The organism is Methanosarcina sp. MSH10X1, from assembly GCF_004099695.1.
Lineage (GTDB): Archaea > Halobacteriota > Methanosarcinia > Methanosarcinales > Methanosarcinaceae > Methanosarcina.
Window position 1 is genome coordinate 1 of record NZ_SCHL01000017.1, and the last position, 23,891, is coordinate 23,891.

A 23,891-nucleotide genomic window follows, 5' to 3' on the forward strand; every position below is an offset into this window, starting at 1 on the left:
TCGAAGCCGGCTGTTCGGATTATACCTCGGAATACCGGATTCTCACAAAATCGGGCGATATCCGCTGGGTTGACGAAAGAACGGTTATCCAGCGCAACGAGGACGGCGAAATCCGCCTTCAGGGCATTATTCTCGATATAACCGAGCATAAGAAAGCCGAGGATGCGCTTCTCCAGATGGAAGAGATCCGCAAAAAAGAGATCCATCACCGCATCAAGAATAATTTGCAGGTGATTTCCACGCTTCTATACCTTGAGTCCGGAAATTTCACGGATAAAAATGTAATCGAAGCTTTCCGGGACAGCCAGCACAGGGTCAAGTCAATGGCACTTGTCCACGAAAAACTTTACCAGTCCGAGGATATGGTAAGTGTGGACTTTGCCGATTACATTAAGAACCTTGCAGGTTACCTGTTCCAGTCGTATTCCCTTGACAGCGGAAAAGTGAGCCTGAAGCTGGATGTTGAAAAGGTCTTCCTGGGCATGGATACGGCGGTCCCTCTCGGAATAATTGTCAATGAACTGGTCTCGAATTCCCTTAAACACGCTTTTCCTGAAGGCAAAACCGGAGGTAGGATAAGTGTCTGCCTTAAAAGGGAGGAAAATGAAAAGCAAAGCTTCGGAAAGTCTTTTCCCGGTGCTGAGAGGGACGAAATCCCCAAAAAGAAGAGTGCCAGCGAAGCGAAAACAGGAAATATATCCGAGCGTTTTTCACTTGTCGTCGCGGACAATGGTGCAGGCTTCCCTGAAGAAATAGACTTTAGAGAAACGGAGTCTCTGGGTCTGCAGCTTGTGACTAACCTTGTCGATCAGATCGAAGGCAGCGTTGAACTCTGTACAGGCAGGGGAACCGAATTCAGAATACGGTTTACAGAATTGAGGTCTAAAACAAGGGGTTAAAGGAAAAGCGATTAAGTAAGTTCTGCAGGAACTGTGATAAAATTGTGATTCCTTGAGCCTGAAGTACCAGTGCAGGGTCGTGCCAGAGACAATAACCCTGCCTGGAGACTGTTATTTATTCTGGCAGTTTTAAATTGGGGTCTTCTTATTGGTGGGGTTTTCTGTTTGAATACCTCAGAACTGCACACATTTTTCCGTTTCTTTTTGATGAGTTCCCAAACTCATATCCCTTTAAGCACTCTTTTCTCGAACTGGAGTTTCCCAAACTCATATTGTTTTTAAATAAAACTACTCGCAGGTTGAGTTTATTTCCTGTGAAAACCTGCTTGCTTTCAGTATATACTGAGAATCTCAGTATTTCTGACAGCGTGATATATGAATTGGATATATTTAGCCCAATCTATGAAGTTTCTTCACCAGCTCCGGGTTATGGAACCGATCTCCGGATAATACCTATATCATTAGATTTTTTAATGGCTTAAAATATTACAAAACCAGAAATTCAAATCATACATAGGTTGTCACAATTACCCGAAAAGCTTCGGAAAAACAAGCTGGCAATATGAAACAAAACGTAATAGAAGAAAAACAAAAGGAAAGAGCAGAAAGAGAACAGAAAAAGAGAAGGAATGAAGAACGGAATGAAGAAAGAGATAAGGAATGAAGAAATAGATAAGGAATGAAGAAAGAGATGAGGAATGAAGAAAGAGATGAGGAATGAAGAAAGAGATGAGGAATGAAGAAAGAGATGAGGAATGTAGAAAGAGGTAAGGAATGAAGAAAGAGATAAGGAATGAAGAAAGAGATAAGGAATGAAGAAAGAGATAAGGAAAAAGGAAAGAAGAAAAAGTACAGAAGACTGAAAATATTCTTTTTGTTTCGAAAAAACGTGTCAGGTTTTGGAGGCACCCGAAAACTATGGCATTCCCACGTGCCACAGCTTTCAGGTACGTTTTTCATGCATTTGCAGGGGTTCGGAGTAGAGAAAATTTCCGCTTATCAAGCCTGAAATTCTCTTCTTTATTTTTTTCTCAGAGGTTTTCGAGTCAACGCTGTATTCCAGTATACAGCGACACAACCGCCTGAGTAATCTACACCTTTTTGAAGGATGCAGTAATTTTAGTATTTCTTAAGTTTTTACTTTTAACTCAAATTTGGTGAGCCATTTTGTTTCGTTTTTTATGCTGATTTTCTTATTGCCATTTTAACAGTTTTACTGGTCATTTTAATCCGTTTTTGCCATTTTAGCCGGTTATTATTGCCATTTTAACCGGTCTTTTAACCCATTTTAATGACCAATTTAATTTTTTGCCATTTTTTTAATCGTTTTTAGTGCCATTTTTATGCTTTAATTGCCTTTCTGAAATATTCATTATTTTTCAGGCAATTTCTTATGTTGGATTTGTTTTTGTTTAGTGGTAAGTGATATATTCATAGTTTTGATAATATATAGCCCGATCCGCGTGGCTCTTTCAAAAGTTTCAGGTAAAAGAAAGGGCTACATGCAGGTTCCAGAGTAAAGCGATTTTTTAATGCGATTGAAATTTTCAATAGAGCTCAATCAGACCCTGAGCTGTTTTCAAAGTCAGGATTTTAAGCTTTTACTTTTTACTAAATATATTTCCTTATCTAACATAATCTTTTTATAAAAGTGTCTCCAATAAATATAGAGTAGCAATGAACTCATCTTTATGCGATACCATCTGGCTTTCTGAAAAAAGGAAAAATCTCCTCCTCCTGCTAATGGAAGGGTCCAGGGATATTGAGCAGATAAAAACTTCTCTCAATGTGACCTCAAAGGCAATGATGCCTCAGATTAAAATTCTTAAAAAACAGGGCCTGATCTTCCAGAAAGGGGACAGTTATATGCTTTCGGAGATTGGCAGACTTGTAGTAGGAAATATGCTCCCTCTCCTGAACACACTCGAAGTCATCGAGGAAAATAAAGAATACTGGGCAAGTCGGGATACTGGCGTCATACCCGGTGAACAGTTTATGCGGCTTGGAGAACTGGGAGAATGCATGGTAATCGAACCTGACCTGAATCATCTTTTCGACCTTCCAAGGGAGTTTACAGAAAATCTCATAAAATCCAGATTCATAATGAGTTCGCTTTCTTACTATCATCCTCTTTATCCTTCGCTTTATTCCAGGCTTGCAAAAAGCGGGGCTGAAATGGAAATCGTGCTAACGAAAGCCGTCTTCGAGAGGCTCAAAAACGATTGCAGGGATGAACTCGAAACCCTGCTCAACTCTGAAAATACGGTTTTTAAGGTCTGTAATGAAAATCTCCAGCTTCCGACGATTGCTGTTACTGAAAAGTTTATGTATCTCTGCCTTTTCGACAGGCAGGGGAAATATGATCACAGGAAGGTAATGAGCTTTGATGCCAGTGCCCTTCGCTGGGGAAGGGAACTTTTCATGCATTATAAAGAATTGTCGCAAGAAGTGATCGAAACCTGAAAGCTGCCCGGTCTATTCAGGCAGAACAGGAACAAGCTTCCCATCACCCTTTATAACTGGCTGGAGTTTGAACTATGCAATTTAAAAACTTTCCCCTGAAGTCAAAGCTGGTTATTTATATTGTTGTCGGGGTTTTTCTTGTACTTGCGGTCTCTACGGCTGTAATTATCAGTACGGTCACTTCCCAGGAAGAAAAGCTGGCTTACCAGAAATCAATCGAAATGGCAAGCAACTATGCAAACCAGTTTGATGCCGATATGAAGGCTAACAGTGCAATTGCAAAAACTCTTGCCCTTACGATGGAAAATTACGAGGCTTCCAACAGGACTGAGGTAATCGGCGTCCTTGAGAATATCCTTGAAAAAAATCCGAATCTTATAGGCGTTTATGTGGGATATGAGCCAAACGCGTTTGACGGCAGGGACGCGGAATATGTTAACGCCCCCGGGCACGATGCAACAGGCAGGTTTGTCCCTTACTGCAATAAAATTGAAGGCCGGCTTATGGTTGCGCCCCTTTTGCATTACGATTCCTGGGATTACTACCAGCTGCCCAAAGCCAGAGGGGAAGATGTCCTGACTGAGCCGTACTTTTATGAAGGGATATTCATAGTAAGTCAGGTCTCCCCGGTTTTCAGGGACGGGGAGTTTGTCGGAATAGGAGGAGTAGATGTCCCTCTTGAATATGTGGATGAAGTGGTAAGCGAGGTTCGGACTTTTGACACGGGATATGCCTTCATGGTAAGTAATACAGGCGTTTTGCTTTCTCATCCTGTGCGCAAGGACTGGATCGGGAAAAAGAGTCTCTATGATTTTAATTCACAGGAAATAACCAGGGCAGCAGATGACATAAAAAACGGAACCGGCGGGTATATCGAGGTAAGAGATTCGACAACGGGCAAAACCGTTGTAATGTTCTATGAACCTGTGCAGACCGGGAATCTTGCTTTTGTGCTTGTAATTCCGAAAGAGGAAATGCTTGCAGGCGTTGTTGACCTTCAGAACAGGCTGCTGGTCATTTCCGCAATTTCCATCCTGTTTATGGCAGCCCTTGCTTATATGATCTCACGTTCCATCACCAGGCCAATAGATGAAATCGTTAAAGATTTCAAGAGCATTGCCCAGGATGCGGTTAAGGGAAGGCTCGATGTCAGGGCGGATACGGATGTAGAAATCGATTTCAGGGAGATCCCCACAGGCCTAAATGAGATTCTTAAAGCTGTCATTGTTCCTGTAAGGGAAACTATACGGGTGACCAATGCACTTGCAAAAGGAGAGTTGAAAGAAAGGGTAAATGCCGATGTGCAGGGAGAATTCAGGGAACTCGGAAATACGCTTGACAAATTTTCTGAAACCTTAAACAGTATCATTGACGATTCAAATGCAGTCCTTACAGCCTTTCAGCAGAATGATTTTAAGCGGCAGATCCTTATACACGGGCAGGGGGATTTCAAGCTGCTGACAGATGGTATCGAAGAGACGCGCCAGGCTCTCGATAAGGTTACCACCCAGCGCAGAGAGGCGGAGAGAGCCCTGCTGGATTATGCAAAAGAGCTTGAGCGCTCCAACCAGCTTAAGGAAGAAATGGAAAAGGTTATCAATACAAGCCCTGTAATCGTGTTCCTGTGGAAGTATGAACCAATGTGGCCTGCAGAATTTGTTTCGGAGAATATTACCAGGCTGGGCTATGACGTGGAGGATTTCACTTCGAAAAGGCTTCTTTACGGGAATATTGTGCATTCCGAAGATGTAGAAAGGATGGCTGCCGAACTTGAGATGCACATCGAAGCCGGCTGTTCGGATTATACCTCGGAATACCGGATTCTCACAAAATCGGGCGATATCCGCTGGGTTGACGAAAGAACGGTTATCCAGCGCAACGAGGACGGCGAAATCCGCCTTCAGGGCATTATTCTCGATATAACCGAGCATAAGAAAGCCGAGGATGCGCTTCTCCAGATGGAAGAGATCCGCAAAAAAGAGATCCATCACCGCATCAAGAATAATTTGCAGGTGATTTCCACGCTTCTATACCTTGAGTCCGGAAATTTCACGGATAAAAATGTAATCGAAGCTTTCCGGGACAGCCAGCACAGGGTCAAGTCAATGGCACTTGTCCACGAAAAACTTTACCAGTCCGAGGATATGGTAAGTGTGGACTTTGCCGATTACATTAAGAACCTTGCAGGCTACCTGTTCCAGTCGTATTCCCTTGACAGCGGAAAAGTGAGCCTGAAGCTGGATGTTGAAAAGGTCTTCCTGGGCATGGATACGGCGGTCCCTCTCGGAATAATTGTCAATGAACTGGTCTCGAATTCCCTTAAACACGCTTTTGCCGGAGAGAAGGAAGGAGAGATTTATATCGGGCTGCACAGAAGTAAGGAGGAATCTACCTCGCAGGAAAAGAGTCCGGCGAATTCCGGGAATCGAAAAGTCAGGTGCCCGAATAATGAGGGGTCCGGGCTTAACGGCGCAGCGCGGAATTCCGAAGACCGGTTAACCCTTATAGTAAGGGATAATGGCAGGGGCTTCCCTGAAGAATTCGACTTCCGGGAGACGGCTTCCCTGGGACTTCAACTGGTGACAACGCTTGTGGACCAGATTGACGGGGAAATCGAACTTGACAGGAGTAGCGGAACAGGTTTCAGAATTAGTTTTTTCAGGAGATGAAATCCAGAAAAAGGTGTGAAAATGGCGGAAGGAAGAAAAATGGCAGAAGGAAGAATTCTGGTCGTTGAGGACGAGCATATCGTCGCAATGGGAATTAAGAGAATGTTAAAAAGCCTGGGATATACGGTTACCGGGGTGGCCTCGTCGGGAGAGGATGCCATAAGCAAGGCAGAGAGCACCTTTCCTGATGTCGTGCTTATGGATATCATGTTGAAAGGCGATATTGACGGCGTGGAAGCTGCAAAAGAAATCAGGGAAAGATTTGATGTCCCGGTCGTTTACCTGACTGCTTATTCCGATAATAACATTCTTGAGCGTGCCAAGAAAACCGAACCCTTCGGTTATATCATAAAACCCTTTGACGAAAAAGACCTGTACAGCAGTATCGAAGTAGCCCTGCACAGGTACAGGAAGGAAAAAGAAATACCGGAATGAGTCAGGGAAAAAGCCGGAATAACTCAGGGAAAAAGAAAAATCAGAATAAACCAGCAAGAAAAAAGCCCGGAGCAATTTAAGCAGAATGAAATACAGGAATAATCCAGGGAAAAATATTCTATAGAATATTCCTTCCTGCGGGCTTTTTAAGAAATCCTGAAATTCTTTGCCGCCAGGTCACTTTTTTTCTTAGAGGCGCGGGAACTTTTTCTTTTATTCCTGTGCCTTTTTGTAATTTATCTTCCTTTAATCTTTTATTCAATTTATTTGTTTTTAATGTTTGTCTATTTTTGAATCCATCTCTTAATAATTGTTTCCCGTGTTGAAATTAATATCTTGGCTTTTTAAATATTAATCTAACTGATTTTAAACCAAGAGATCTATTTGTACTTAAAGTTATATCTAGTAAATCAAGTTTTATTTTCTATTCATATAATGTTTATTAAGGAGATCCTATGTCCTTTGAGTCTGATGAGCAGAGAAAAGCTGTAATGGCAACATTATATTATAATGGAATGTTATATGATAGAAGCTATTTTGACAGTCCTGACTGGTCAAGCTATATATATGACTATAATTCAAAACTACTTCAAAAGAAATAGAAGAAACAAGAAAAAGATTAGAACGAGAAAGAAAAGAACTAAATTCTAAAGAGATTGAAAAAAAAATAAAAGCTTATCAAGAGACATGCCAAAAAAAACAAACTCTTACACTATTAAACGAAATCCAGCAAATTCTTTCTCGTAAGGAACCAAAAGAGTATGAAGCGATTAAATTGCTTTCACTTGAATTCAATAATTTAATTAAAAAGGCAGTGCAAACTGGCATTGATAGGGAAATAAGATTGCTACTTAGAGAAAAACAGCAGCATTTGGCAAAGATCTTACTTGAACGTGCAGCTATAGAACGAGAAATTTCAGAAATTGATTTTCTAATTAAATATTATGATATTAATGAATCGCTTTATTTTCTAATTGCTGATGTAATAATAAGAGCTGAACAGGCATACTTTGATAAAAGTACAATACTACAACTGCAAGAAAAACTCAACCATGTAGCCAAGGTAATAATAAAACAGAAGTCACAAGAGTAACAGAAAAATGTGTACTTTTCTGCACAGTATGAAAACAAAGACGATTGTATATCTTTTCTATATTTACGAGTGACGGGAAGTAATTTCGATTAATTATATTACCTTTTTGACAATCTATTAATAATTAAAATGCATTATGAATTGAGTAAAAAATATATTTTCATTTACTAAAATCTCATAGAACTCCTCAAAAAGGAATATGGAATGTATATATTTTTAATTTAATCAGGTATATTAGGATAATTTTCAGCTTCTCATAAATTCAATTTTTCCTGACAGTGCGGTTAAAATTTTCAAATGAATAAAAATATCCCTTAGCCCTGGATAAAGCCTTTCACTTTTGCCTGGGACAGGGGGAGCATAAACTTCCCTTCCTGATGTATTTGCCATGATAGCGTGGGTTATATACCTTAATTTATATACAAATCCTTTAAAGGAATAGAAAAGAATTGACAGTAAACTCGGTTTAAGCTTAAGATAGACAGGAAACCTGATTAAAATCCGGCTTTTGGAAGTTGAAATAAGGTGTAATGGTAATGGTGGAAGGAAAAATTCTGGTTGTTGAGGACGAACATATTGTTGCAATGGGAATACGGGCAATGTTAAGTAATCTGGGATATACGGTTACGGGTGTGGTTTCGACGGGGGAGGAGGCAATTATCAAGGCTGAAAGCAACCTGCCTGACCTTGTGCTTATGGATATTATGCTAAAAGGCAACCTTGACGGCATAGAAGCGTCGAAAGAGATAATATCGCGCTTTGGGATTCCAGTCGTTTACCTTACTGCCTGTTCCGACCATAAGGTTCTTGAAAGAATCTGGGATACCGGATCCGGGTATATTACGAAGCCTTTTGACGAAAAGGATCTGAAAAAAGGTATTGATTCCGTTCTTATGCAGCACAGGCTGGAGAAGAGAAACGTTAAAAGAAATCCGGGGAAACCTCGGGAGGATTCTGAAAGGCTCAGAACTCCTTCCAGTTTCCTTCCTGGCTCTGACGGGCCAATGTAAACTTTGAGAGCCTGTTGTTATTTTTATAACTCTTTTTCAAGAGTCTCAGCAACAGTTTTCAGGACTTTTATCCGGGAATATCGTTTATCGTTTGATTCTACGACAACCCACGGCGCATTCATTGTGCCTGTTTTCTGGAGCATCTCGTCGGCTGCGGTTTCATAATCCTCCCAGCGGCTCCGGTTTCGCCAGTCCTCGGCAGTAATTTTCCATTTCTTTTCCGGGTCGAGCTGACGGCTGTTAAAGCGTTCCAGCTGGGTTTCCTTATCGATATGAAGCCAGAACTTGAGTATAATTGCTCCGGCCTGTGTAAGGATTTCTTCAAATTCGTTGATCTCCCTGTAAGCTCTTTTCCATTCTTCCTCGCTGCAAAAGCCTTCGACCCTCTCTACCAGGACGCGGCCGTACCAGCTCCGGTCGAAAATTGTTATATTTCCGGCTTTAGGGATTGCTTCGCAGAAACGCCAGAGGTAATGATGGGCTTTTTCGGTGTCATTAGGCGAGCCAACTGGGACTACCCTGTAGAGCCTGGGGTTAAGATTTTCTACAAGGCGGTAAATGTCGCCTCCTTTGCCTGCAGCGTCCCAGCCTTCAAAGATCACAACCATGGGACGCTTTATCCTGAAAAGCTCGTACTGGAGAGTTGCAAGCTTTTGCTGGTAAAGCTTTTTTGATGCCTTATACTCATCGGCATTAATCTTTCGGGAAAGGTTAATTTGTTCCAGGATAGAATTGTTAAGCTGAGGGATTCCCTGGGCTTCCAGATCCAGATATTTAAGTGTCTTTTCTGCTGGTGTCCGGGTTGCCTGTTCAATAGAGGCTTCCAGTGCATGAATAACCGTCATCATGATTTTAAGAGTTGCAAAGTTCCTGTCATCAGCTTCCACGACTGTCCAGGGTGCGTAAGGCATATCAGTCTCTTCCAGCAGTTTTTCGACAGATGGGAGATACTTATTGTAATTGCCAATAAAATATAGGTCATGTATCATTTCCTTTCCGTATTCCTCAAATAGAAGCGGGATACCGGCTTTTTTGAGCTCTTTAAAACGTTCTTTATGTTCTTTTTCGCTTATATGAAGAAAAAATTTTATTATGAGATACCCATCATCGGCAAGCTGCCGCTCAAAATAGTTTATTTCTTCCAGGCATTTTTCCATTCTTCTTTCGGATTTTTCTTCTCCCAGGCATTCTGTTATCGATCTGCTGTACCAGCTCCTGTCAAAAACTCCAATTTTTCCTCTCACGGGAATTCTGGACCAGAAGCGTACAATGAAAGGCTTGAGGAGTTCTTCGTAGCAGGGTCTTGTCATTGTATGGAAATTGTATCCTCTGGGATCCAGTGACAGAATAAACCTGTTGATATCCTCACACATCCCGGATACGTGCCAGCCCTCAAAAACGAGAATAACGGGAATTTTTAAGTCCCAGGCTTTTCGCTGCAGTTCTCCTAGCTTGGGTTTAAGCATTTTTTCGCTTTTCTTGTAATCGGCATTTGTTATTGTCTTTGAGAGATCAATTTTTTCTAGCATGATGGAGCTCCGCATTTATTCCTAAAAGAGATGATTATTTTAATATTATTAAATATTCAATCCGAAAGTATACAATTTATTCAAAGAAAGTATAACAATTTATTCAATCAGAAATTATACAATTTTTACTTCGAAAATAATGATATAATGTATATGCACTGGATAATTATTTCAGTTTTTTGCCCCAATTTCTGGATACCGGTGATAAGATGGGTTATATATTTCTGGCGAACTATATATTTTTGCAGACTCAACTGATAAACTTTCATTTCATGACTCTATTAATATATTAATGTTAATTATATTTATTTTATTTATTTTATTTTATTTTAACCATTTTATATTATTTCAACTATTTTATTTTATTTTGTTTATTTTATTCATTCAGATCATTTTGTAATCAATGTGTCTATAACTCAATTGTTTAATTCCATATCATAGTTTAAATTTAGTCCATCCAATGTAAAATTAGTAAACCTTTAATCTCAAAATCAAGTATTCTTTTTACAGACTTTTTGTTTCAGAGAGTCTATACGAAGCAGAGGAAAAACCATTTTATAAATATATCTTAATAATTATCTTTATTTTGGGGTCGTAAACAGTAATATTTGTACTCAGTGCAGTGTTTTGGTCCCTGTATTGTACATCTCATTGTATATTATATACGACGACTTAAACGAGTTGGTGAATTTCTCTCATAATTATATTGAACAATAACTTATGTATAATTAAATGAATATATCCTATTCTGATTGTTTTATAGTTTCTTATTATTAAATAACTAATCAATTAAATCTACTTTTTAATATATGTTTTTTATTGCAACTAGTTAATTAAGACTTTCTGGTGTTACGTGCAGCTAATTATAATCTTTATAATATGTTTAATTTCATATTTATCAAAAAATTATCTGCTAATCTACTTATAATATACAATAGAATATGAGTTATTTCTTGATTAATTTATTATGTATCATTTTCACATATTAAATAAAACAGTGAATGTTTGATAATATATTTATTTTAGTGAATGTTTTCAAGATGCTACGTAACAATATAATATCATAAAAGCATTTATTGAAATAGGTATAATTTATTACATGTTATATGTGCTTAATAGTAAGTTATTGTGTTGCACATTTTTTTATTGTTTAATATAGTAAGATGATTATAATGTACTCTTACAATTATTTACATTTCTTTAATATACAAAATCTGAGATGTATACACTTGAGGAATTATTTCTCATTTAAAAACTGTTCAGTTTGACATAAGGATATTTTTAGATTTTTAGCTTATTCTGCTAAGCAGTAGTGTTAAAATTCTTCTATATTTATAATATGTTTTTTCGATTAAATAGGGTAGACTACACAGTTGAAGTTTGGATAATAACATATAGCAACAAATTATTCTCATTAGACATAAAAAATAACACTCTTTCTATTTAAAACAATATTTGATTTAAATTGAGAATGACCGAATTTATATATTGATATGGAATGTATAAGTTATTCATATAGTCTATATGTATAGTTATATTTACTTTTTCAACCATTTTACTTTTAACCTCTTTTTGCATTAAAGTGTACAGTTATCGGCAGAAACCTGCATATTCCTATAGTATCTGGAATAAACGACTTTACAAAATTGGAGCATAAATATTTTTTTGTACATCGTGATGAATCTATACCCATATCATATAGGAATAGATTTTATCCGTTCGCTTTTTAATTTTCGGACTTGTTCAAATAATGAAGAAATGGTTAAAAAAATAAAAAATAAGAGACAAACCCTGTAATATGCAGTTGGGTCATAAATAAACATATGATTTATTACAAAATTGGAGGTTTGTTCACACGAGTTAAAGGTTTTAGCCAGTATTATTTCTAACAGTGCCCCAGACAGAAATAATTATCCAGAGAAAGTATTTTTGTAAAATTCGGATGAAAAAATTTCTCTGCCTTTCTCACTACTTTTTTACGGGATACTTCAGTTTATCTCATCATTTATATGATAAAAAGGAGAAATTAATCAATTCACTGTTTTATGCTGGTATATTTATATTATATGATTTGATTCGAATAGTGTAGGCTTACTAAATTAAAAATATACAGCGACACATAGCTAAAAACAGCCAAGGAATTTCTACAGACAGCTCAATTTAGGTTAAAATTTTAAAATAAATATTGATAGATGAATATTTATGGACATGGTTTTGTATTGCACTTACAAAAATTCGGACTGTCTAACAAATAAAAATTTTTAATTCAACATAACACATTTATATTATAAATATTATTTTTTAAAAATAATAATTCAAAAATTTTAAAGTTTAAATTATTAATCTTATTTTAATTAATTAAACACTATATGTTAAAAATAATATTATTCCTTATTTATTCGTACTAATATATTAGTACGAATAATAAATTCTGAATTAAAACCTCCCTGTACGCAGGAAATAAGTAAATAGAAAAAGTCCGTAACTAAATTATAATGCAAGTTCGAGGTCAAATATCTCTTCAAAGAGTTTGTACTTTTTGCGGGCCCTGTAAAGGTACTGGCGGACAGGTGTTTCGTCCTTTGCCCTGGCAAAAAGGGCTTCGATTTCCCCTCTGGAGAAGACGGCTTCAAGCTTTTTTATGGGAATTGTCTCAAGCCCTTTCCAGTCGTCAACGACCTGGCTGCTTATGGGAATCGGAATTGGAAGCAGGGATACCTTGACCTCATCTGCCCAATTCCATCCGGAATCATAAACATTTGCATAGAAAACCCCGCAAGAAACACATTTTGTTACGATTACGGTTTTTTCACCTGCTCTGTGGTAACTGAGGCTTATAAGTATGGAATCGCAACTGGTGCAATTACCTATCTCATTTTCTTCCAGGCTGTAAGCAGGTATTCGGTTCTCTCCAATGTATAGATTGTTTCCTTTAAGGTCATAGCTATAATCCATATTATATGCTCCTGGATGAGGCTGATAGGGTCGAAGCTACTGGTTTTCAGGATTTTCTCCTATTTCTTACTCTCTTTCTTTGTAAAGGTTATAACCCTATTAATATTAATCCCCTTTTTATGAAAGCTCCTGGCTTTCGGGCTACCCTATATTTCATTAATTTTTTTCTTTTCTTCTCTTCTTTTTTAGTTTAAAATTTATTGTACTCTGAAGCTTTTCTATTCTACCCTCATGCACTGAGATAATTCTACTCGTTTTTGAGATTTAATTATATACAGGAAGGATGCCGCAAGATTCATGAAGAATAGAACTTAAATACAGGCTTCCAAAAGCCTGTTACCTGAAATATTTGGGAATGAAAACAGCCCGCAAACGGAATGAATTTCCAGAAAAAACTTTCACTGTAAGACTAATACTTAACCTCAAGCTTACAGTGAGGTTTGAAATCTCACAGTTTTTACTTTTTGATGTATATTAACTGGACAGTTTTAGTGGATTAAACGCAAACTTAATATATTTTCATAAGAAAATAATAGAGTATTTGAGTAAATATATTATGTAAGTATTCGAAATTTTCTCCCATGGAATAGAAGCTTTTTCGATTTATCTGAATATAAAGCTTTTATTAGGAATTAGAATTAAAAATAAAAATATAAAAGTTTGACATTTATAGTAAAAAGCTCTTGAAAGATTTGGGATTATATCCGGTGCGGATGAGGCATAAAAAACGATATATCAGAGAAAGAATATATATGCATACAGGAACTGGATTTGAAGTAAAGTAAAATTGTTTAATGGGTATCAATTTTTTGTATCCATCCCCATCTGGACGAATAAATTTACAAATCTATATATAGAGCTATAACTTACATAGTTTACTACATCAGTAGAGGTGGCAATTAATGGTATCCATCCGAGCTAAAATTAAATCCAGGTTAGAGAAATTTCTTGAAGTTGATACCAGTGGATATCGAAGGGCAATCCTGTGCATCTTCATCAAGGTAAAAAAAGCGACCATTGACGAGTTACATGAAATGCTTACGAGTAATTATAATGTATCCAGGAATACGGTCGCATCCATGGTAGGGTATATCCATTCGAAACTTGGAATTCTAAGGGCGCATAAAGAATCCTATAAAACCCCAATGGTTTACCTTCTGAGAGAGGAGTATATAGATCTGCTCATGAAGATTGTATCCTCATCCAAGACACCGGCTGAGTTCTCGGTTTGAGATTTTTACTATTTCACTATTTTACCCCCAGCTGCCTGATGGACAATGTCACTCGTTAAAAACGCACCAAGAACAGCAACGACTATTGTGGTAAGGTCGGATGCAAATACTCGCATAAGTAACTCAAGGGACCCTTATTATACCCTTATGCGGCGTATTTTTCAAGAGGATTCAACGGCTGTTCGAGGTCAAAAGTTTCTGACAATAATTGAAGAGCGCCAGGCTTCAGGAAACGCAATCAGGACTGATGAATGGAAGCTCCTTCTGGAAGAACTCCAGATAGGACGTGCCTCATTTTATGCGATGCGCAATAAACTGCTTGGAGCCGGACTTATCTCGATAAAGGATAAAGAGTACAGGCTTTCAGGCCAGTTTTCAAAAGATCTCTTAGACATGGCCCGCTGGTGGTGGACTGCAGTTCTCAATCAGCCCGAAGAAAACCTTTGAAAAAATATTAAACTTTTTTCCCAATTCAATTTTGGAATTTCACCTCCTCAGCCGAAAGGTATATATATGAGATCTTCCTTTAGAAGATACGCTTCAGGGCGAAAGAATTGCGCCCCGCAGCGAAAAATCATCGAAGCCCGGTAGTGTAGTGGTCAATCATGCGGGACTCTGGATCCTGCAACCTCGGTTCGAATCCGTGCCGGGCTATACACACTATGTAAGTAAAGCTCTTTTGTATTCAGGCAAAAAAAGAGTTTCTGTTTTTGTATTTTTTATATCAAGTACTTTTCTAAATCTTATTATTGGGAGTCTCGAGACTTTCCAGATGCCCTTAAGATATACTTTTGGCACAAAGAGAAATTTCCTTCAGATGGCACAAAGAGAAATTTCCCTCAGATCCCGTTCCGGAAACATCTCCGGCTATCTACCCGAGAGACTGAGGATTAAAAGGATCTCGTTTTCTCAGCTCCTGTCCATGTACCTCTATCACACTCCATTTCCGGATTATTCGCCCTCTGTTTGTGGTAACAGGATAGTTTGCGACCTGACGGCATCTCGCCAGCGCACCCAGAGCACATACAACCCGATAAATCCAACCACAGCCCAGGTTGTGATCGCACCCAGTCCCAGGCCAATAACTGGAGTGAGAACCAGTGACAAACCATTCCACATTGCATGCAGGATAGAAACAAACAGGTATGCTCCAATTACCTGCAGGTTAACCCGGAAGCAGCAGTCCTTGCTTTCACGGAACAGTACACTGGCTAAAATTGCTGTCCAGGTTCCATGCCCAAGTGGGGAAAGCAGACCGCGGAATAAAGTCACTTCCACTGTTGCAGAAATACTCCCCGAACTCATCAGGAAGCTCGTAAAGGCATAACCGGTGCTTTCCAGAGCCGCAAACCCCATCCCCACCGCCGCGCCCAGGATCAGCCCATCCATTTCCAGATCATGCCGTCCGCGGCGTGCAATTACAAGTACGCCCAGGATTTTAGCAAATTCTTCAATTAGCCCTACTGCCAGAGACTCGCCCAGATTAAAAGGGATAATGAATAACGGCCCCAGATAAGAAGTAGCGATAATACCCACCAGCCCACCGTACAGGAAAGCCAGGGAGACAGTAGGCATTCTCAGGCGGCTAAAATGCCTTCGCTCATATAAGAACGCCACATAGGCAACAGGTACCATAAAGTTGCCGACTAACACCAAACTTGGGAACAGGTTGGGATTGCCAGTCATCAGCAATGCCACAAGTAAGAGAATGTAGAAAGCTGTTGCGGATACTATAACTTTTAGCCAGGAGTTCCGTCGGGTAGCCGGTTTAGAGAACTGAGCTTTCGCCGGGCTATCTATACTTTCCTCCCTATCCAGTAACCCTGAATTATCTTCCAAAATGCGCCTCCTAATGTAAAGAATTTACAGCTTGAACTCAGGCATTAGTTCAGGACAGTATGGATGAAGCATAATATAAAATTGAGAACGGGCAGACAAAAGTCCCCTGTCTATCCGGATATTTCTCGATGACTTCATGCAAAAGCGACTTTCCCCCATTCGGAATTTTTGAACTGGTGCCATCAGCGAGTGACAGTATATTGACTCCTGAAACAAAATTTCATCAACTTGCCGGTCTCGGGATGGTTGAATTGCTCGTACCCGAAACATGGATCGATAATTGCCTGCATCTCTTCAGTAGAGATCCCCAAACCAGGCTTAAACCCTTACCGATAAGGGTCTTGACGTATGAAAGCAAGAGAGCCTCAATACATATTACCCACGTTACAGGTAATATTATGATTGGGAGCTTTAAATATTATCCCTCTGATGATATTCCGCTAATGCCAACCGGCAATTTTTTTCCTTTAACGGCTTTCTCTTCTTACAGGCAATACGGATCCCAGATACTTTGATGCAGGGTTTTATAGCCGAGGAGTTCAATAAGCCGGCTCCGGAGGTGAACAGCCTTATCTATAGTTTATAGCTCTCCAGCTCTCAATTCTGCAATATACGGATCATAAGCGGCAGTTGAGCCGCCTGAAAAGCTTGCAACGTAATAATCTGCAACAATACAAGCCTGCTGCTCGCGGTTATATTCCCGGAAATGCTTTTTTGCGCCTGGTCTGTATGCGTATCCTTCCTTCACATGCGCACGAAATGCTTCAACCATATATTGCGAACCTGTATGTTCCATCTGGGCGATATGGGTTAATTCGTGTACAAGCCACTTCATGTCGGAGTTGCCTGGAGCTGTGTTAAGCTTTCTTGTAAAGTTGATTGTATGGAAGGTCGTAACCCCCATTCCTGAACACCTCTTTAGCTTCGCTCTCGTCCAGGCGATGAACGAAGCTTCATCAATACGTACCTTCCGGTAATCGATTCGATTTCCGAATATGCTTCGAGCTTCCTGTTCCTCCACTGCAGAAAGACCCCGGGTCTCAGGCTTAATAACCTGCCATAAGCGGTCCATAAGCTCAGGAAAGGCACAGAAGTCGAGAACTTTAGTGATAATCCATCCAATCCTCACAACAAGGAATAAAAGGCTGTGGGATATCACCTGAGATCTCAATTGACTTCCCGAAAACTGAGGTTGTGTAGTTTTCAAACTGTCACCCGCTTCATAAGCAAGCTTCTTTTTCTTTATTTCTCAAAATCCTGCAAGCAAAGTTCCGGTTCAGGTGATATAATGATTAATTCGGAGACATATTAGTTTCAAAGTATATTAGCTTGTAACTGCATTATGTATCATTTCAATACGTCATCAAAAAGCTGCTTTTACTATGAATTATTCTTTTGTCCAATACCAGAAACTTCTTTTTCGTTCCCTGAATGAATTGAGAATTAAGCCTGATGAGTTTGTGATACTGGCAAATTCGTTAATTCAGGTTTTAAAGCTTAAGAAACTTTCAGGGGAAAATGTTAGGATTCGATAACAAGATACTTCCCAGAGGGAATAAGCTCTTCTTCCTGAACTTCTCTATATTTACAGCATTACTATTCACATTAGAGCGTTCAGTATTAAACTTAGATTTGTTGGGCGGAAGGTCTTATAGAAAGAAGTAGTAGAGTTTTCTTTATACTAAAGGACCACATATTGTATTAATAGATCCTCAGTTAGAAAGGTTCTTGCTATATCTATTTCTAACCAGACTTTTTCCCAACCCCCTTAGCTTGTTTGATTAACTCGCACAAATATATTTATGAATAATATTAAATAACATTGAATACAATTATTAGGTCTAGTCAACATTTTATTACACACTTTGTTGAAGCCCAGCAAAGTGACTGATTGGGTGGGTATTATAAACTCATTGCTATTTAGTAATCACCAGATTATAGGTGATTCCAGAAACTGACCGAAAACTATGTTTTACGAATAGTTGGCTGTATATCTCTACTGTACCCGCATTTTGGGTAAATATATATAGCTTTGATTCAAAACCCTAATAAACTTTATCAATACCGATTCTTTGCGTTAGTTTGCGGGTAATATTGTGTTAAAGGGGAATACTGGTATGTAATTGAGAAACTATATACAGAAAAAAAACGAAGAATAGAATTTAATGTGCTCAGTTGTTTTAGCTTGGGGGGTATTAATTGAATAAGCAACTTAAAATATTATTTATAGGAACCTATGTTCCAAAAGAATGTGGGATTGCCACATTCACAGCCGATCTTTTAAATTCAGTATCCGGGGAATATAATGACGTTCATTGTGAAGTAATCGCTTTGAACGATCCCTCTGAAACCTACAACTATCCTGAAGAAGTCGTTTTTCAAATCCAGAGGGACAGAATTGAGGACTATTACCGGGCTGCGGATTATATAAACCAGTCTGATATTGATCTCGTATGCCTTCAGCACGAATTCGGGCTTTTCTGGGGAAATGCGGGAGACTACATTTTTGCCCTGCTTTCAGGGATCAACAAGCCTGTAATAAGCACGATGCATACTGTAATCCGGGAACCTGAGCCTGAGTATCGTGTGTCCACGGAAAAACTCATCAGGTATTCCGAGAAACTGGTTGTAATGAGCCAGACTGCAGTCGATATGTTAAAAGATGTTTATAAGGCTCCAGAGGACAAGATAGAATTAATTTTTCATGGAGTGCCTGACTATCCGTTCAATAACTGCAGTAAGTATAAAAAAATGTTGAAGCTGAAGGGGGCTCCGCTTGTCCTTACTTTCGGCCTGCTGAGCCAGAACAAAGGTATCGAAAGTATGCTTGAGGCTCTTCCTGAAGTCGTAAGCCAGTACCCTGATCTTGTTTACCTTATACTGGGTGCCACGCATCCGACTATTAAAAAGAACTTCGGAGAAGCGTACAGGCAATACCTCAAGAACAAAGTTTCGGAACTCGGGCTCGAGAAAAATGTAGTATTCCATGACAAATTTGTCGAAAAAGAGGAACTCTGCAACTACATCCTCGCCAGTGATATTTACGTATCTCCTTACCTTTCCAGAGAACAGATAGTAAGCGGGGCTCTGACCTATGCAATTGGCATGGGAAAGGCAATAGTTTCCACTCCTTACTGGTACGCCCAGGAAATGCTTTCCGACAATCGCGGGTTGCTTGTAGATTTCGGTGACACGAACGGTTTTAAAGAATCTCTCTTGCACCTGATTGAAAATCCAGAAGAGTGTGATATTATGCGCAAGAAGGCATATGATTTTGGTAGAAAAATGACATGGAAAAATGTAGGTAAGCAGTATAATACGGTTTTCACAAGAGCTTTAAAGAGCTACAATACCTACTCCAGTACCTCAAATAAATTCAATTTCCTTCCAAGTCAGCTGCCTGAGGTAAAGCTTGATTACCTTAAATTGTTGACCGATGACGTGGGTATTATACAGCACAGCAATCTTGGAGTGCCGGCTCGTCATCACGGGTACAGTACTGATGATGTAGGTCGGGCTCTTGTTGCACTGACACAGTTGATCGATAGCCAGAAGAAGACCGAGGAATTCTGGAAGTTAATTACCACATACATGAGCTTCCTTGAACATGCCCAGACCGATACAGGACACTTCCACAACTTTATGAGTTATAAACGGGAATTTCTGGATGAAAAAGGCAGCGAAGACACGCTCGGGCGTGCCATTTACGGGCTTGGTCATGTGGTAAGCTGTCCTTACCTGTCAAAAAATATGCGCACTCTTGCTCATACCCTTATAAGCAGGGCTATGCCTGAGATGGAGAAACTCAACTATCCCAGGGCAAAAGCCTATACCGTTTGTGGTTTGTACGAAATGCTCAGGGCAGGTGTGGAAGCCGACGAATTCGAATCGGTATTCAATTCGCGCAGGGATGCCGTGAAATCCATTGACTCCCTTGTAAGTAAAGATGCCCTTGAATCCGTATTTACCAGCCACGCAAATTCTCTGGTCGGGTTATATGAAGCCAATCATACCGAAGACTGGAACTGGTTCGAGCCTACAGTAACCTACAGCAACGCAAAATTGAGCGAATCCCTTTTACTGGCATATAATTACACTAAAGATCGGACTTACCGGAAGGTTGGGCTTGCTACGCTGGACTTTCTTACCGAGATACAGTGGAAAGGTGACTTTTTTGACATGGTTGGAAACGAGGGCTGGTACTCCTATAAAGGGGAAAAGCCGATCTTTGACCAGCAGCCTATTGAAGCAGGTTACCTGACCCAGGCTTATGTTTCGGCTTACGAGATTGTACGTGAGAATAAATATCTGGAACTTGCAAAATATTCTTTTGAATACTTCCTTGGAAGAAATCGATTGCGAACTGTTATGTATGATTATTCCACAGGTGCAGTCTGTGACGGGCTCAACCGCGATGGTATGAACTGTAATCAGGGGGCGGAATCTGTAGTTTGCTTCCTTATGGCTTTGGGAGCTTTAAATAAACACATGGATAAGACATTAAGTACAATACTGCAATCCACAGCAAGCGACGAAGTGGATGAAACCCTGCAGAAAAGAAAGGGTCCTTTGTCAGCAAATCAAATGGAGTGAGAGGGTAATATGATCTGGAAAGACCATGGGGAGTTGTTTGTTAGATATAACAGGAATCCTATACTGACTGTTGAGGATTGGCCATACAGGGCTCATTCGGTGTTTAACCCCGCGGCTGCGATAGTTGATGGCAAAACCCTGTTACTGGTGCGTGTTGAAGACCACCGGGGCTTTTCTCACTTTACAATAGCAACAAGTGAGAATGGGATTGATGGCTGGGAAATTGATACTGAACCCACCTTTTCTCCGGATCCTGCAAACTATCCTGAAGAAATATACGGTATTGAAGACCCACGCATAACTTATATAGATGAGCTGGAAAAATGGGCTGTGGCATATACGGCATTTTCGGATTCGGGTCCCTTAACGGCACTTGCCTTTACGAAAGAATTCCGTAATTTTGATCGGGTAGGTGCTACTTTGCCTCCTGAAAACAAAGATGCTGCAGTTTTTCCTGTAAGATTTAATGGCAGGTGGGCAATGCTGCACAGGCCTGTATCTTTAATAAGCGGTGCAAAGGCAAATATCTGGATTTCCTTTTCCCCGGATATGAAATATTGGGGAGAGCATAATGTGCTTCTGTACGCTAGGGAAGGGGGATGGTGGGACGCGAACAAAATCGGATTATCCCCACAGCCAATCCGTGTGCCTGACGGATGGCTGATCATGTACCACGGAGTACGCCAGACAACGGCTAAAGCAAGTTACAGGCTTGGGCTGGCTCTCCTTGATCTTGACGATCCCACAAAAGTGCTTCACAGGTCGGAAGGCTGGGTTTTCGGGCCGCGTGAAATGTATGAACGAAGCGGAGATGTCAACGATGTTGTTTTCCCCTGCGGGTGGGTTATGGTGGACGATGAAATCCGTATTTACTATGGAAGTGCCGATACCTCCGTATCGCTGGCCACTGCAAAAGTCCGCGATGTCATGAGATATATTCACTCATGCCCTGAAAAGCAGTGCCCGGATGAGTATTGCAGGTGGTTTGAGGAGGATATAGAAAGCTCAACTGATCCGAAAAGAGGGTATTCAAAATTAAAATAAGAAGTAAAGTTAAAGGAAAATGGATACAGGTTAAAAAAGCCAGAAGTTAAAGGTTCAGGTAAAAAGCCTGAGATTAAAAGTTAAGACTCAAAAAGCCGAAAATTGAGTGTGGGGATGATTTGGGGGTATTAGTATAAGAATTGCGATGTTATCTCCGATTGCCTGGAGTACGCCACCTAAAAAATATGGTCCCTGGGAATCTATAGTATCTTTATTAACCGAAGGCCTGGTAAAAAGGGGTATTGACGTTACATTATTTGCAACAGCGGATTCCCATACGGCAGCGAAACTTCATGCTGTGGCTCCGAGACCCTATGAAGAAGATAAGGATATGATCGTGAAGGTTTATGAAGGCATGCACATATCAGAAGTCTTCGAGAAAGCAAATGAATTCGATATAATTCATAACCATTACGATTATCTTCCTCTGACCTACAGTGCGCTTGTAGATACGCCTGTCGTAACAACAATCCACGGCATTTCTTCAAGGAAAATTTTGCCTGTTTATAAGAAGTACAATAACAGAACTTTTTATGTATCGATAAGTGATGCTTACAGGTGCCGCGATCTTGATTATATAGCAACGGTCCGGCATGGGATCGACATAGAAAGTTTCCATTTCAACGAGAACCCGCAGGACTATCTTCTCTTTTTATCGCGCCTGCATAAAGACAAGGGCGTAAGGGAAGCGATAGAAGTTGCAAGAAAGACCGGCAGAAAACTCAGAATAGCCGGCTTCGTTGCGGATCAGGCTTATTTTGAAAAAGAAGTCCAGCCCTTTATAGATAATGAGCAGATTATTTTCGAAGGGCATGTTGATCCTGAATATAAGAAAGAACTCCTGTCGAATGCATCTGCTCTGCTGCACATGATCAATTATGATGAGGCTTTCGGGATTGGTATCGTTGAGGCTATGGCAAGCGGCACGCCGGTAATTGCAATGAACAGGGGTTCAATGCCTGAGCTCATTCGGGATGGGGAAACCGGGTTTTTGATCAATAGCGTTGATGAAGCTGCAGAAGCTGTGCAAAAGCTCGGCTCCGTATCCCGCAAGGCCTGCAGGGAAAGTGTTGAAAAGCGTTTTTCTGTTGACAGAATGGTGGATGACTATATCAAAGTGTATGAGACCATTCTTGAAAAGCGCAAACGTGAGGACAAAAGACCGTGGGGTTTTTACGAAGTGCTTATGGAGAAACCAGGATATAAAGTCAAAAGCCTTACTGTCCTCCCGCAGAGTGAAATTTCACTCCAGCGCCATGCTCATAGAAGTGAGCACTGGCACATAGTCAGTGGAGAGGGGCTTGTAACTAAAAACGGGAGTAAGATCAGGGTGCTTCCCGGGGATTCGGTTGATCTTCCGGTAAACGGGATCCATCGGATTACAAATATAGGCGGTCAGAATCTTGTCTTCATTGAGGTTTCGCGCGGAGACTACCTGGGAGAAGACGATATCGAAAGGCTTGAAGATAGATACGGGAGGACGTGAGCAGAACTGCATGAGCAGAAATCTGCATAAGGATTGGAGCGCTGTGCAGGTTCTCACAGACTTATAATACTACAGGCTTAAGCAGATATAATTTTCCAGTTTATGAAACAGAATTACAATTCTCCAATTTATGATTCTGCTTTAGCCTGTCTGAGTCATAAGCCCTGCCCGATTTCTCTTTACCATTTTTTGTTTCAGTTTCTTGCCTTACTGTTCTTTTTACTGTTTTCGTTCATAAATTTTTTAAATCTTTATTTTTAATCCGGGCATTCTGAAGTGTTATAGGAATCCCTTACCTGAGTCGCCACTTCCTCACCCAGTCTCTCGGATACGTTCTGGATAAAAAGCTCGATGTACTCGAAGGGTACGCAGCCGAGGCTTTCCTCTCCTGACAGGATAAGCCTGACAAGGTATTCCAGGTCATATCTGGATAGCAGCTTTATCCTCCTCAGGAAATCCTGAGCATCTTTTGCATAATGATTTGCCAGGGGAGGGAGTATGGAACGATAAGCCATTCCTGAGCCTGAACAGAGATACCCCTCGCACTCCGGGGCAACGGTTTTCAGAATCCCGATATCCGTTTCTGAGAGTAGTCTTGCCATGATGATCACCATTGATAAAAGTATGCAGCCTTTGCTTCCGAG

The 23,891-nt window shown here is 40.1% G+C and carries 18 protein-coding genes and 1 tRNA gene; 13 read left to right on the forward strand and 6 right to left on the reverse strand.

Annotated elements, in window-relative coordinates; all coding sequences use genetic code 11:
• From EQO05_RS11850 to EQO05_RS11875, 6 genes are all read left to right on the forward strand, one after another.
• A partial coding sequence (locus EQO05_RS11850; protein WP_128506784.1) for a histidine kinase dimerization/phosphoacceptor domain -containing protein occupies positions 1-899 on the forward strand: 899 nt, incomplete at its 5' end.
• A gap of 793 nt (positions 900-1,692) precedes the next feature.
• On the forward strand, positions 1,693-1,908 hold the full coding sequence (locus EQO05_RS11855; protein ID WP_128506786.1) for a hypothetical protein: 216 nt from the start codon (positions 1,693-1,695) through the stop codon (positions 1,906-1,908).
• Positions 1,909-2,576: 668 nt separating this feature from the next.
• Positions 2,577-3,362, forward strand: coding sequence for a winged helix-turn-helix domain-containing protein (locus tag EQO05_RS11860; protein WP_128506788.1), 786 nt, complete (start codon positions 2,577-2,579; stop codon positions 3,360-3,362).
• A gap of 74 nt (positions 3,363-3,436) precedes the next feature.
• Positions 3,437-6,031: a histidine kinase dimerization/phosphoacceptor domain -containing protein gene (locus tag EQO05_RS11865; RefSeq protein WP_128506790.1), complete on the forward strand. Its 2,595-nt coding sequence runs from the start codon at positions 3,437-3,439 to the stop codon at positions 6,029-6,031.
• Between the two features lie 39 nt (positions 6,032-6,070).
• Positions 6,071-6,466, forward strand: coding sequence for a response regulator (locus tag EQO05_RS11870; protein ID WP_128506792.1), 396 nt, complete (start codon positions 6,071-6,073; stop codon positions 6,464-6,466).
• Positions 6,467-7,241: 775 nt separating this feature from the next.
• Positions 7,242-7,559, forward strand: a complete 318-nt coding sequence (locus EQO05_RS11875) for a hypothetical protein (protein WP_128506794.1) — start codon at positions 7,242-7,244, stop codon at positions 7,557-7,559.
• 246 nt (positions 7,560-7,805) lie between these two features.
• Here the strand turns inward: EQO05_RS11875 and EQO05_RS15590 are convergent, their stop codons facing one another.
• Positions 7,806-7,949, reverse strand: coding sequence for a hypothetical protein (locus tag EQO05_RS15590; protein ID WP_164888541.1), 144 nt, complete (start codon positions 7,947-7,949; stop codon positions 7,806-7,808).
• Between the two features lie 146 nt (positions 7,950-8,095).
• Between EQO05_RS15590 and EQO05_RS11880 the strand changes: the two genes are divergently transcribed.
• A complete protein-coding gene (locus tag EQO05_RS11880; protein WP_128506796.1) occupies positions 8,096-8,569 on the forward strand; it encodes a response regulator in 474 nt (157 codons plus the stop codon).
• Between the two features lie 23 nt (positions 8,570-8,592).
• Here EQO05_RS11880 and pap read toward each other — a convergent pair whose 3' ends face one another.
• Together pap and EQO05_RS11890 are read right to left on the reverse strand one after the other, a co-directional pair.
• Entirely contained in the window at positions 8,593-10,098 is a 1,506-nt protein-coding gene (gene pap / locus EQO05_RS11885; protein WP_128506798.1) for a polyphosphate:AMP phosphotransferase, read from the reverse strand.
• 2,490 nt (positions 10,099-12,588) lie between these two features.
• On the reverse strand, positions 12,589-13,053 hold the full coding sequence (locus tag EQO05_RS11890) for a hypothetical protein (protein ID WP_128506800.1): 465 nt from the start codon (positions 13,051-13,053) through the stop codon (positions 12,589-12,591).
• Positions 13,054-13,955: 902 nt separating this feature from the next.
• On the opposite strand from EQO05_RS11890, the gene EQO05_RS11895 reads away from it, so the two are divergent.
• The 3 genes from EQO05_RS11895 (at position 13,956) to EQO05_RS11905 (ending at position 14,939) form a co-directional block, all read left to right on the forward strand.
• Positions 13,956-14,285: a DUF2551 domain-containing protein gene (locus tag EQO05_RS11895; RefSeq protein WP_128506802.1), complete on the forward strand. Its 330-nt coding sequence runs from the start codon at positions 13,956-13,958 to the stop codon at positions 14,283-14,285.
• 45 nt (positions 14,286-14,330) lie between these two features.
• A complete protein-coding gene (locus EQO05_RS11900; RefSeq protein WP_128506804.1) occupies positions 14,331-14,732 on the forward strand; it encodes a hypothetical protein in 402 nt (133 codons plus the stop codon).
• A gap of 134 nt (positions 14,733-14,866) precedes the next feature.
• A tRNA-Gln gene (locus EQO05_RS11905) sits at positions 14,867-14,939 on the forward strand.
• Between the two features lie 297 nt (positions 14,940-15,236).
• Here the strand turns inward: EQO05_RS11905 and EQO05_RS11910 are convergent.
• The gene (locus EQO05_RS11910) at positions 15,237-15,920 is read right to left on the reverse strand and encodes a PrsW family intramembrane metalloprotease (protein WP_240664626.1); all 684 of its coding nucleotides are present in this window, start codon (positions 15,918-15,920) and stop codon (positions 15,237-15,239) included.
• Between the two features lie 784 nt (positions 15,921-16,704).
• Positions 16,705-17,331 carry a hypothetical protein gene (locus EQO05_RS11915; protein WP_240664628.1) on the reverse strand — a complete coding sequence of 209 codons (627 nt, stop codon included), beginning with the start codon at positions 17,329-17,331 and terminating at the stop codon, positions 16,705-16,707.
• A gap of 992 nt (positions 17,332-18,323) precedes the next feature.
• Here EQO05_RS11915 and EQO05_RS11920 point away from each other — a divergent pair.
• The 3 genes from EQO05_RS11920 to EQO05_RS11930 all read left to right on the forward strand — a co-directional run bounded on the left by EQO05_RS11920 (position 18,324) and on the right by EQO05_RS11930 (position 23,247).
• A complete protein-coding gene (locus EQO05_RS11920; protein ID WP_128506808.1) occupies positions 18,324-20,717 on the forward strand; it encodes a glycosyltransferase family 4 protein in 2,394 nt (797 codons plus the stop codon).
• 9 nt (positions 20,718-20,726) lie between these two features.
• Entirely contained in the window at positions 20,727-21,761 is a 1,035-nt protein-coding gene (locus tag EQO05_RS11925) for a glycosidase (protein WP_128506810.1), read from the forward strand.
• A gap of 145 nt (positions 21,762-21,906) precedes the next feature.
• A complete protein-coding gene (locus tag EQO05_RS11930) occupies positions 21,907-23,247 on the forward strand; it encodes a glycosyltransferase (protein ID WP_128506812.1) in 1,341 nt (446 codons plus the stop codon).
• A gap of 257 nt (positions 23,248-23,504) precedes the next feature.
• On the opposite strand, the gene EQO05_RS11935 is transcribed toward EQO05_RS11930, so the two are convergent.
• A complete protein-coding gene (locus tag EQO05_RS11935; RefSeq protein ID WP_128506814.1) occupies positions 23,505-23,849 on the reverse strand; it encodes a hypothetical protein in 345 nt (114 codons plus the stop codon).
• Between the last annotated feature and the right edge of the window lie 42 nt (positions 23,850-23,891).